This is a genomic window from Mycoplasmopsis pullorum (assembly GCF_001900245.1).
Classification (GTDB): Bacteria; Bacillota_I; Bacilli_A; order Mycoplasmatales; family Metamycoplasmataceae; genus Mycoplasmopsis; species Mycoplasmopsis pullorum.
This window is the reverse complement of sequence record NZ_CP017813.1, coordinates 641,890-654,192: the sequence shown is the minus strand read 5'-3', so window position 1 is coordinate 654,192 and position 12,303 is coordinate 641,890. Positions and strand designations below refer to the sequence as shown.

General features: G+C 30.5%; 11 protein-coding genes and 1 tRNA gene. 3 read left to right on the top strand and 9 right to left on the bottom strand.

Going from position 1 to position 12,303, the window contains the following annotated elements; translation table 4 throughout:
* Positions 1–15: 15 nt before the first annotated feature.
* Positions 16–1,650 (bottom strand): DAK2 domain-containing protein, encoded by a 1,635-nt coding sequence (locus BLA55_RS02660; protein WP_073372549.1) that lies wholly within the window; start codon positions 1,648–1,650, stop codon positions 16–18.
* The gene (locus BLA55_RS02655) at positions 1,643–1,963 is read right to left on the bottom strand and encodes a hypothetical protein (protein WP_073372548.1); all 321 of its coding nucleotides are present in this window, start codon (positions 1,961–1,963) and stop codon (positions 1,643–1,645) included. Before BLA55_RS02655 ends, BLA55_RS02660 begins: the two co-directional genes overlap by 8 nt.
* Positions 1,964–2,073: 110 nt before the next feature.
* On the opposite strand from BLA55_RS02655, the gene BLA55_RS02650 reads away from it, so the two are divergent.
* Positions 2,074–2,754, top strand: a complete 681-nt coding sequence (locus tag BLA55_RS02650; protein ID WP_073372547.1) for a recombination protein O N-terminal domain-containing protein — start codon at positions 2,074–2,076, stop codon at positions 2,752–2,754.
* On the opposite strand, the gene rsmD is transcribed toward BLA55_RS02650, so the two are convergent.
* Complete coding sequence (gene rsmD / locus BLA55_RS02645; protein WP_073372546.1) at positions 2,744–3,295, bottom strand: 16S rRNA (guanine(966)-N(2))-methyltransferase RsmD; 552 nt, start codon at positions 3,293–3,295, stop codon at positions 2,744–2,746. The two genes, BLA55_RS02650 and rsmD, sit on opposite strands and share 11 nt — an antisense overlap.
* A gap of 49 nt (positions 3,296–3,344) precedes the next feature.
* Between rsmD and def the strand changes: the two genes are divergently transcribed.
* A complete protein-coding gene (def, locus tag BLA55_RS02640; protein ID WP_073372545.1) occupies positions 3,345–3,893 on the top strand; it encodes a peptide deformylase in 549 nt (182 codons plus the stop codon).
* Positions 3,894–3,906: 13 nt separating this feature from the next.
* Positions 3,907–5,295: an ABC transporter permease gene (locus BLA55_RS02635; protein ID WP_073372544.1), complete on the top strand. Its 1,389-nt coding sequence runs from the start codon at positions 3,907–3,909 to the stop codon at positions 5,293–5,295.
* A 141-nt stretch (positions 5,296–5,436) separates the two neighbouring features.
* Here the strand turns inward: BLA55_RS02635 and BLA55_RS02630 are convergent, their stop codons facing one another.
* From BLA55_RS02630 to rplM, 6 genes are all read right to left on the bottom strand, one after another.
* Positions 5,437–5,955 carry a DUF4256 domain-containing protein gene (locus BLA55_RS02630; protein ID WP_073372543.1) on the bottom strand — a complete coding sequence of 173 codons (519 nt, stop codon included), beginning with the start codon at positions 5,953–5,955 and terminating at the stop codon, positions 5,437–5,439.
* A 16-nt stretch (positions 5,956–5,971) separates the two neighbouring features.
* Positions 5,972–7,270, bottom strand: a complete 1,299-nt coding sequence (locus tag BLA55_RS02625) for a glucose-6-phosphate isomerase (protein ID WP_073372542.1) — start codon at positions 7,268–7,270, stop codon at positions 5,972–5,974.
* Positions 7,271–7,369: 99 nt separating this feature from the next.
* Complete coding sequence (locus BLA55_RS02620; RefSeq protein WP_157089914.1) at positions 7,370–11,110, bottom strand: hypothetical protein; 3,741 nt, start codon at positions 11,108–11,110, stop codon at positions 7,370–7,372.
* A 179-nt stretch (positions 11,111–11,289) separates the two neighbouring features.
* Positions 11,290–11,366, bottom strand: a tRNA-Ile gene (locus BLA55_RS02615).
* Positions 11,367–11,426: 60 nt separating this feature from the next.
* Positions 11,427–11,822, bottom strand: a complete 396-nt coding sequence (gene rpsI, locus BLA55_RS02610) for a 30S ribosomal protein S9 (protein ID WP_073372540.1) — start codon at positions 11,820–11,822, stop codon at positions 11,427–11,429.
* Between the two features lie 2 nt (positions 11,823–11,824).
* A complete protein-coding gene (gene rplM / locus BLA55_RS02605) occupies positions 11,825–12,259 on the bottom strand; it encodes a 50S ribosomal protein L13 (protein ID WP_073372539.1) in 435 nt (144 codons plus the stop codon).
* Between the last annotated feature and the right edge of the window lie 44 nt (positions 12,260–12,303).

Genomic DNA, 12,303 nt, shown 5'->3' with positions numbered 1-12,303 from the left:
AACCCCTTAAACTTCTTATTCAGCACCGATTAAAAAGTGGTAATTTGGTTGTTCTCCGTTGATGATTTCGATTTCTGCATCACATTGACTTTGAATTCAGTCCGCAAGTTCGTTAGCGTCTGTTTCCGAAACTAAATCACCGTAATAAATTGAAATTAATTCATTCTTTTCAACAATCATTTTTTTCAATAATTCTTGTGCTGCACTCATATAATCATTTTTTGATGCAATGATTTTACCTTCAAAAATCGCGATATAATCACCTTCTTGAATGTTTACACCGTTAATTTTTGTGGTACGAACAGCTTGTGTAACTTCCCCAGAAAGCACATCCTCTATTGCTTCGTTCATCATTTCAGTATTATCCTCAGCTGAATTTTCTTTGTTAAAGTTAATTAGAGCTGAAACACCTTGAATTTGTGTTTTCGACGGAATAATAATAACGTCACGATCACGAACAACTTGAGCTGCTTGTTGTGATACTAAGAATACGTTTGAATTGTTTGGTAAAACAAAAACAGTTTGAGCATTTACTTGGTTAATTGCTTCGATAATATCTTGTGCACTCGGATTTTGTGTTTGGCCACCTTCTACGACGTAGTCACATCCTAGTTCTTGCATTTTTTCAATAAATCCATTACCTAAATTACATGATACCACACCACATAAATTCACTTTATCAGCGGTATTGTCATTTGCTTTTTTAAGCACTTCAGCATTTGCTTTAGAGTTGTTCGCTTGTTCAGTCATGTTTTCAGATTTGATTTTTAAAAATTCACCATAATTTTGTGCGAAATTTAGAAAATCACCTGGTCTTAATGTGTGTCCGTGTACTTTTAGAATGTTTTCATCATTAACAACCACTAAACTTGAAGCAATTTTTTCTACTTCAGTAGTAAATTTATTCTTGTCGAAGTTTTCATGATCATTTAAGTCGACAATAAATTCAGTACAATAACCAAATTCACCATCAAATACTTCAGTGTCTTGAATGAACTTGTTAATATCTAAATCTTCATTAGTAATTTCAATTGGTTGTCCCTTGAAGTATGACAACATTCCTAAGAAAATGGTATAAAGACCCTCACCACCACTATCGGTAACCCCAACTTCACGCAGGGTTTTAAGTTTATTCGGTGTGTTGTCGCATGAAATTCTTGCGAATTCAACAACTTTAGTAAAGAAATCTAAAGTCGAAACTTCTTTGTTAGCAAATTCTCTTTCTAAAGATTCATAAGTTTCACGGATAACAGTTAAAATTGTCCCCTCAATTGGTTTTAAAACTGCACTATAGGCCTTTTTAGCTGCACTTTTAAAAGCAATTAATAATTCTTTAGTTCCGGCACTTTCGACTCCGATTAGCCCATTAGCAAAACCGCGGAAAATTTGACTTAAAATTACACCAGAGTTACCACGAGCACCAAATAACATTAGCTTGGCGATTTCATTTGAAGCTTTTTCGATGTTTTCTTCATTAAACTTGTATGAACTTAATGCGGATCCAATTGTACTAGACATGTTTGTCCCAGTGTCACCATCTGGGACGGGGAAAACATTTAACGCATCAATTCTACTTTTATTATTAGATAAAGAGTTAGAACCCGAAAGTATCGATTTAGCAAACTCATAACCATTAAGTTTGTTATTCATAACTTACTCCTTTAACGTAAACTCTTAAATTGAATTTAGAAATATCGTGTTTTTTTAGTACAAAACTTAATTGTTTGTAAATACCATTAATTAATTGTTTTGCAGATATTCCATGCAAAATGTTAACTCGACACTTAAATTCTCAAGACTTATTTACTTCTTCAACTACTAACATATCCAAAATATCAATTTCTTTTTCTTTTACATCATCATTTTCAATCGAAACACTCCCGTGGATAGGATGAATTTCCGCAATACCTGGAGTTGAGTTCAACACGTTTAAAAAAATTTCCTTAGCTTCTTGAATATTCATTGTACCTCGTGATTGTGTAATTCATTTTTGAATTGAAAAAATATACTTTTAAACAGTAATTAAAATTATAAATTTTTCTATGAAAAACAAAAGAATATAATAAATAAATAATGGCTGAAAAAATTACACAAGGAATTTGTCTTTTTTATCAACAAACTGGTGAAAATGAATTCATTGTTCATTTTCTTTTTGATACTGGTTTGAAATCATTTTTTGCTCAAGGTTTAACAAAACCACTGAGTAAAAATCGCTCGAATTTAATCTCAGGAAGTATCTGCGAAATTGAATATTTCGGTTCACGTTTAAATGACAAGATTGGACGTTTAAAAAAGTCTAATTTAATCAAACTTCCTAACATAGAAAATTTCGCTAATAAAAAAACAATTACAAGACTAATTGAACTATTTTATAACGTAAAAAGTAAAAATGATTTAATAATTTTATACAATGATTTTATCGAAAAATTAGGTCATTGTAAAAACGCTGTAATCTTGAGTATTTTTCTTGCTCGCAGCACCATTTTTTTAGCCATTGCTCCTAATTTTAAATCTTGTACAGTATGTCATAAAAGCAATCAAATTGTTCAGTTTGATTTAACACAAGGTGGTTTTTTGTGTTATGAACATCAAGTCGCAGTAAAGTTCAAATCGTCAGTAACCATTCAAGAATGATTCTTACTTTTTAATGAACCGCTAAAGTATTTTGAAGTCATCTCAAAAAGTAATAATATTGAAATACTCAATCTTTTGCTCGCCTTTTACCGTGATAATGGATACTATTTTAATTGGTAAATTTGACTATATAAAGAATATGGATTTTTCCATATTTTTTTTGTTTTTGAATAATAAAATCCTTTGGTAAAGAAATTAAATCAGGATTATCAGTCTCAATAATGATCACTCCATTTGATTTTAAGGTTTTATATTCTTTAATTTTGTTTAATAAAGTATTAATTAATTCATATTCAACATAAGGCGCGTCCATGAAAATAAAATCAACTTCAATTCCTTTTTTTGAGTCTAAAAATCTGTTTGCATCTTCATTGTAAAGATCAATATTGTTAATTTTTAAAAGTTCAAGGTTGGACTTGATAATTGAAAATGCACTACGGTTTTTTTCAACCGCGATTGCTTTCATTGCTCCACGTGAAACTGCTTCAATTGACCATGCACCGCTACCACTAAATAAGTCAAGTACAATTGAATCTTCTAGATTGAAATGAATGCTTGAAAAGACAGCTTCACGTACTTTATCTGTTGTTGGACGTGTAATTTGCTCTGATGGTTGGTTAATTTTACGACCACCGTATTTTCCACTAATAATTCTTAACATAATTAAAATATATCACTAACTATTTAAAATTACAATATATAATTTAATTATGTTTAAAGTGAATATTGTTAAATTACCTGAAAAGGTGTTAAGAGAAAAATCAAAAGATGTTCCAATTCCTCTGAAGCAAGAGGATATTGAATTAGCTGAAAAAATGATTTATCACGTTGATGATAGTCAAACACCTAATACTAAATTCCGTCCTGCTGTTGGAGTTGCTGCTGTGCAGTATGGAGTGCTAAAAAGAGTGTTTTACATTCACGTTAAAGATGTAAACGACAATACAGTTTTTCGTGATGTAATTTTTAATCCAAAAGTTATTTCACATTCAAACACATACAGTGCCTTAGCAGAAGGTGAAGGTTGTTTAAGTGTACGTGAAAGTTGACCGGGACAAAAAGGTTATGTTCCGCGTTATAGTCGCATCATTGTTGATGGATACAGTTACCTTGAGAAAAAACAACGTAGATACGATGCAAAAGGTTATGTCGCAATCGTCTTTCAACATGAACTCGACCACTTAGATGGTAAATTATTTATCGATCGAATCGATAGAAAACAACCATGAAATAAACGTGACAATATGGATTTATTATAAGAAAGGAGTAACTATGAATTCACAAGATTTACAAAAATTTTTATATATGTTTCTTAATTGAGAAAAAGCACAATCTTGAACTTGATTAGCAATCATTATTGTTGTGACAATTGGTTTCCTTATTGGTTTTTTCTTTAAATTACGCGGTTTAATCGCTACAGTTATTACATTGATTGTAAGTTTCGGTCTTGCTTTAGTACTTGCATATGCATTCAAAGGTCTAATTGTTAAAATTCCTATCGAAGCTTTTGCTCAGTCTGATTTTGGCAAGTCCGAAAATGCTGAAAAGTCAATTCAACAAATTACTAATATAGCATTTAGTATTGTAATTCCATTATTGTCATTAGCTCTTTCAATTTTCGGTTTCATAATTATGTTACCTATTTTAATTGTTACACACACCAAAGCTCAAAGAAGAAAAAGATTAGAAAATCGTTTTAAAAAGGAAGTTATTCAAACAATCGTAACTGAAACACATGAAGTTTCAAATACTAATGATGAAGCTTTAACACAAAGTGAAATCCAAGAAAAAACAAATAATTTAATTCAAAAACTTATCGACCCAAAATCTCCTTTCTTAGTAAATTTATTTAAGAAGCTTGCATTTGGAGCTGGTTTAACATTAGTTATGTTACCAAGTGCTGGATTAGTTACAAACGTAATGTCGCCAGATGCAAAAGGAGCAAATACCTCGTTTACAAAATTCGGAGTAAAGGTAGCGACATTCTGACAAGGAAGACCTATTTACGAACCAATTGAATTGATTAAAGCTTTAATGGAGTCATCAAAAATGACTGAAGAACAAATTCAAGAAGAAAAGAAAAAAGAATCAAGCGTTGTTCTTGTTAAAAAAGTTGAAACTGATGAAAAAGGTGAAGAACGTGAAGTTGAAGTTCCTGCAACAATCGAAGAAGCATATCCTGTTTTAACTAAAACTGAAAACACAGAAATTTTCAAACCTTTAGTTGTAGCAACTAAAGTGGTTGATACCGATATTGCTAAAGAAACAATTAAAGAAAACAAAGAATTAGTTAAAAGTCTTTTAGAATATGAAAAACTTGACGAATTATTAGATCAAAGTTTAGGAAATAGAAAAATTCAAGCCCATGATATTGATAAAGTTATCGAAGAATTAGAAAAATTAACCGAAAACGAAAACTTCGAAACAATGGATTTTAGCAAATTAGGTTTACCTGAAGAAGCTGCTTTAGCAATCGATACATTCAGATACACCAAAAACGAATTACTTCCTAAATCAGGTATTGAAGTTAATGACCTTAAAGAAATTGGAACTAAATTATTAGACAAATTTACAGACTCTAGTGTTAGCAAAGAAGATAAAAACCGTTTAATTAATACAGCATTAAAATTTATCGGCATTGATGTTGAAAACACTAACTAGTAGGTTGATTAAAATGTAAAAAGCAAGGATGTTGTTAATTGCAATCTTTGCTTTTTTTGTTGCTTATTTTACCCTATATGTCGCTCCCTGGACACAAAAAATCTCCACCATTAAGAGTGGAGATTTCTGATCTAAATTTTATTAAGTTAATTTCAAATAAACTCTAAAACCACGTGCAGAATAGTAAGAATCAGCACTATTGTGATAAATAAAAGCTTGATTATATCTTTTATCACCAAAAATTGCACCACCTAAAGCACGAATTTCTTTTGGTGCTTTTAACCAGCTTGATGTTTTTAAATCGATGTCTTTAAGTTCTTGTAAATAAAAATAAAACTCTTTATCTACCAATTCGACACCATTTTTGATACATCATTCTTGTGCCGAATTTTCAGGTGGAAATTTTTTTCGCTCAATTCTAGCTTGCTTATCATAGCAAAAGCTACGACGTTGTGGACTTTCAATTGACATTTCGACCAAATATAATTCATTTTGATATTGAATTAATTCAGGCGATTCTAAAAATTCAAGTGCTCTTTCAATCTGAGAAATTAAATTCGTTTTGGATTCTAGAATAGATTCTAGTTTTTTAGTGTGAGTGTCATTTCAATTTGATTGAGGATTAATCAAAGGAATTAACTTTTGTAAAATTGAATTCATAATATTTGATAATAAATTATTTTTTATCTAACATTGTAAACATATTCTTTTTGTAAATTTCAACACCAGGTTGGTTGAATGGATTTACACCTAATAAGTACGCTGACATTGTTAAAGCTCTCTCGAAGAACATAAACAATGCACCTAAAGTTTCAGGTGAGAAGTCTTTAAATGTAATATGAATATTTGGTACTTGTCCAACTTCCACGTGAGCTTTTTGAGTCGCTTTAAATGCAATATTATTAACGTTGTGTAAGTCGTTTCCATTTAAGTACGACAATTTGTCAATATCTTCGTTTGCATTGATGTTAAATTTAATATTATTTTGTGGTTGTTCAACAGTTAAAACTGTTTCAAATAAGATTTTTGATCCATCTTGGATCATTTGACCTAATGAGTGTAAATCAGTTGAGAAAATTCCACTAGCTGGCCAAATCCCTTTACCGTCTTTACCTTCACTTTCAGCAAATAATTGTTTTCATCATTCACTAAAGTATTGCAATTTAGGTTCATATGATACCATCATTTCAACTGGATATTTGTATTTTTCGTGTAATAAGTATCTAGTTGTTGCATATTGGTAGGCAGGGTTTTGTGAAAGGTGTTCAGACGATAATTCTTCATTGGTAATTCTCGCACCTTCTAAAATACGTTCACCATCAATTCCGGCGCAATAAAATGGAAATAGACCAACAGCACTCATTACTGAGAAACGTCCACCAATATCATCAGGTACGATAAATCTTTCATATCCACGTTCTTTAGCTAATTCAAAAAGCACACCTTTTTTAGCATCAGTTGTTGCAACGATATATTTTGCAGCTTCTTCACGACCAATTTGTGCTTCAAGTGCTAGTCTAAATTCTCTAAAAGCGATTGATGGTTCTAATGTTGTTCCAGATTTTGAAATAACATTAATCGCAAATTTTTTATCATTTACATAATGCAATTTTGATGCTAAAGCTTCTGCAGAAATGTCATTTCCAGCAAAAACTAATTCCATTAATGGTTTCTTGATTGGATATTCTCCATAAATAAATTCATAACCGGTTTTAGCACCTAAGTATGATCCACCAATTCCAATAACCACAACGACTTCAACACCATCTTCAGCTCATTTTTGAGAAATTTGTTTCATTCTTTGAACTTCTTCTCGGTCGTAAGTATTAGGTAAATCATATCAACCTAATCAATCTTTTTCTTCAACATTTTTATTTAAAACATCATGGTGAATTTTTTCAACACGTGATTTTAATAACTGAATTTCTTCAGGATTTTTCAAAGCATTTTCTAAATCTAATTTTAAATATTTCACTGTTTCTCCTTTTGTACTAATTATATAATTTAATTCCAAAATATAAAAAACTAACTCATAAAAAGAGTTAGTTAATGTGCAATAAATATTGTTTGACTGTTATTGTGTAACGTCGTCTTCAGAGAATGTGTGTGTGTATTCTTCTGAGTGTGTTTTATTAATTTTATCGAATAATTTGTATTTAAGTATAATGGTTCTTTTTCCATTATCTTCGCTTGTTTCAAAAATAAGTCTTACTGATCTTTGTTTATCGCTAGTGTTGTCATGATCTGTGTAACCGGCAATTCTTACTTCTTTTTCTGTAGAAGTCTTATCAGCATCAATTATTTGATCAGCAGAATCGGTAAATCCAAAATTAGGTAAAATAAAAATTTTAGTTTTATCCTTTGCTCTTTTATTTACTTTTCAACCATCACGTTCATTATCAATTCTTCTTCCTTTTTGTTCGGTTGAATACAACTTATTGAAATGTTCTAACGTAATACCACTAACTTTAAATACTTGATTATTAGCAGCTAATTCTTTAGCTTTTTCAAAATTAGATTTTTCTTCTGTTTCTTCTTCAGTTTCAGTTGTAACTGTCGGCACTTCTGGAGTTGTGTGAGTTATGTTTTGAGTATATTGATTATTGTCATATGTATAAGTATATGTCAATTGATTGTCATCAAAGGTTAATGAAACAACTTTTTTACTATTTTCAGTTTCAGTTGCTAATTTACTTAAGTCGATTCCTTCTTTTAAATCGAATGCTTTAGCATCTGCTTCATTAACTAAAGTATTAGAATCTTCTTTTAATGTGAATTTAATTGTATTTGATGAATTTCCTCTTGCAGCTCGAATTGCTTCATTTATGACATCATCAACTTTATTTAATAAAATGTCACTTGGATCGAAAGTTGAAGCTACCGGATCTTCGCTTGGTGCAACTTCTGGTTGTTCAGTATCAACAGGCGCTGGTGCAGGTTCTACAGGTTTTGGAGCTGGATCAGGAGCTGCTTTGTAAACCGCAGGTTGAACCATTCTATGTTGGTTAAGAGCATTATAAATGTTTGTTACTTGGTATCGAATTTTCTTAATTTCTGCAACATCTTCAGCAGTTAATTCACCAATATTTCTATTTTGGAAGAAGTTTTTGATTCTTGAACTATTTCCACTAATAAATGTTTTGGTATTTTTTAGAACTGAGTTTAAATTTTCAACTGATTTTTCTAATGCTGTAATTTTTGCTTCATCATCAGCAGTTTTATCAACTTTTTGTTTTAAATTACTTAACTCGTTATTCATATTTTGAAGTAATTTAGTTTTTTCGTTTACTAAAGTAGGTAATTTATATGATCATAAATAATTTGTTAAGCTGTAAAGAATAATCGGTTCTTGAATTGATTTATCTTCTTGAATTCTTGCATCAACAACTTCTTTTGTTGCCTGTGCTACTGATTTGTCTAACTCATTTTTGATTTTTGTTAACACTTTGTTGTATTCAAGCACTAAAGTTGAAATCAATCGATCTTTTTTCGAACCTAAAGATGAATTAGCTTTCATATCCAATAGTTTTTGCATTCAATTATCTAAATACATCATTTTTTGGACTGGATTTTTGTCTAATTTATCAACATTTCAAAGTTCGATGTTTTTGAATTTAGCAGCAGATAATTGTTGATTGACATCTTCAATTCAATCTGGATCGATAAAATCACCTAATGATGATAAAATAGTTTCATCAATTTTTGCATTTCTTAATTCAGTTAATTTTGAAATTAAATCTTCAGTAGCATTAATTGCTGCAGTAATTTTTTCACTAACTGGTAAGTCTTTAGCGAAATTCTTAGCTGATTTTAAAGATTCATTTTGACTTTTTAGAGCAACGAGTTGAATATCTCAAGCTTTTAATTTTTCTGAAAGATCTAGTAATTTAGTAACATCACGGTAATATTTGAATTCTAATTCATCTTCTGGTTGTTTAGTCTTAGTAGTAGGTGACAATGAAAATTCTTGAACATATTCAACACCGTCATAAGTATATTTTAGTTCAATATATGTGTCATAGTAATTATATTCAGTGAAAAATTTATTAGTATTAGTCTTTTTATCTAATCAAGTTTGTCATGTGAATTTTGATGGATCAATCCCTTCTTTTAATTCGAAACTTTTTTGAGGCGGAGTAACACCATTTACAAGATCACCATCTGAAAAGTAAACTCTAACCGTTTTATAGTTTTTTTTCTTAGCATATTTAATGTCATTTTTAACATTCTTTAAGTTTGTCATGAAGAATGCTTTTTCAATTGAAACTTCTTCATCAACAAGATTTGAATCTTTGGTTGAATTTTCATCCGTTGTAGATGTTTCTGACTTAGGAGTTTCAGGTTGTTTTGGTTCCTCGGTTTTTGGTTCTTCAGATGTATTAGTTACTGTTTCGAATTTGAACACTTGAATATACTCTATACCTTCATAGGTATATTTTAGCTCGATATGATCAGCAAATGGTAAATATACAGTAAAATCTCTATCGATATTTTTCTTTTTATCGTGGTAAATTTGTCATTTGAATTTTGTTGAGTCAAGACCAGTTTTAAGTCTAAATACTTCGTTTGAACGACCATTTACCAATTTTCCATCAGCGAAATAAACTCTAACATCTTTAAAATTTTTGCTCTTAGCATATTCAATGTCATCTTTGATAAGTTTTCAATCTAAAACTGTAAAGGCAGCATCTGCTGTTCCAACTTCATTTTCTGCTGGTTGAGATGGTTCCTTAGGTTGTTCTGCTTCGTCTGATAAAATAAATTCTTGTTTGTAAGATTTATTATCATATGTAAACTTCAAGGTAGCAGAATTAGAAGTATATTCAACATTTAAGTATTTTTTGCCAGAACTCTTCGAAGTCTCAATAGAAGATAATTTACTTAAATCTAAACCTTCTTTAATTGTTGCTATTTTTTCACCATCATTTGTCACGAAATTTTTGTTTGTTTCATCAAAGTAAAATCTTGTGGTTACTCATCCCTTAGAAGTTGCGATTTCAACTTCAGATTTAATTTTTTCTAAATCTGGTGAAATTGCAATATCAAAAGCATTAGCATTTTCAATTGGTTTTTCAGGTTGTACACCTTGATCTAAAGAAATTTCCTGTACATATTCCTTGCCGTCATATGTGAATTTCAAGGTTACAGAATTTTCGGTATAGCTAACGTCTAAATATCTTTTACCTTTACTTGAAGTTTCAACTTTAGACAACTTTGTTAAATCTAAACCTTCTTTAATTGATGCTAATTTTACATCTAAATTATTTACGAAATTTTTGTTTTCAGCATCAAAATAGAATCTCACAGTTGCTCATCCTTTAGTTGTTGCAAAATCCACTTCTTTTTTAATATTTGCTAAATCTGGTTGGAGTGCAAGCTCAAATTGAGCGGCTTTTGGAGTTTCTTTAGCTGGTGTTGCTTTAACTTGAATATTGAAAACTTGAGTATATTCTGTTTTATCGTATGTATAGGTTAAAGTAGCATTCTCAGAATTAATCTTAACAACAATAGCGTTGTTGGTTAATTTTAAGTTTTGCACATCTAATTTAGATTTTAATTTTAAAAACACTTTATCATTAACACCAAAACCTTTGTTTGGAATTAATGATAAGGCTACTTCATTGGATTTATTATCAACTGTTTCTTGTAATAATCCTTTAAAAGTTTGCAAATCGGCAATTTCAAATGCGTTCGAAGCGTCGACTTTTTCATTTGCAGGTGCACATCCTTGTGCAGAAAGTGAAGCAGAAAGTGTTAAAACCATTCCGCTTGATAATAATAATGTATAACTTAATTTCTTATTTTTCTTCATCATGCCTTTATTTTATCTAATTTAGATAGTGCAAATTAAATAAATTAGAAAAATTTTTTTAATTGAAATTAATAAGTTAAAAAGTTATTTTTTCATGATTTTTCTATGAAAATGTGGAAAGTTCTAAACAAAGAAATAAAAAGACATCCGGCTTAAAGGATGTCCTAACACAGTTTGTGATATGGTGCGAACGAATGGACTTGAACCATCGACCTCACGATTATCAGTCGTGTGCTCTAACCAGCTGAGCTACGCTCGCAAATGTATACCTATTATACCATAAAAATGGTTAATAGGTAAATTAAAATTATATTTTTTATTAACGTTTTGAGAATTGTCTTGCACGACGTGCAGCACGAAGACCAGGTTTTTTACGCTCTTTAGCACGAGCATCTCTTGTAAGCATTCCAGCAGGTTTTAATTTAGCACGATAGTCAGCACTTGCTTCTAATAAAGCACGTGCAATCCCTAAACGAATAGCACCAGCTTGACCGCTTAAACCACCACCTACAACATTAACACTAACATCAAATTGTCCAACTGTTTCAGTTAAAACAAAAGGTTGATTTGCATCTTTTAAATAAATATCAGAAGTTAAGTAGTCACGAGCTTCACGTTTGTTAATTACAAATTTTCCAGTTCCTGGTTTGATAATAACACGTGCAACTGATGATTTTCTTCTTCCTAATCCACGATATTGTAAATCTTTAGACATAATTATTTAACCTCTAATCTTTCTGGTTGTTGTGCTTCATGTTTGTGTTCTGGTCCGGCATAAACAAATAAGTTACGACGTTGTTGGTTACCTAATTTTGTGTGTGGTAACATTCCAAAAATAGCTTTTTGTACAAGAGCAGTTGGTTTTTTAGCTCTTAATTTAGCAGCTGTAATGCTTTTTAAACCACCTGAATAACCAGAGTGTGAGTAATAAACCTTATTTTCTTCTTTTTTAGCTGTTAAAACGATTTTTTCTGCATTAATAATAATAACATTGTCTCCCATGTCGGCATTTGGAGTGAAATCTGGTTTGTTTTTTCCTCTTAAAACTGTTGCGACTTGAGCTGCTAAACGTCCTAAAATTTGACCTTCAGCATCAACAACGTATCACTTTTTATTAGCAGTTAATTTAGTTGTGATTGTAGTTTGTCTCATTGCTTTCTCCTTAACGTTAATAATTAGAATTTATATCGGTCTTT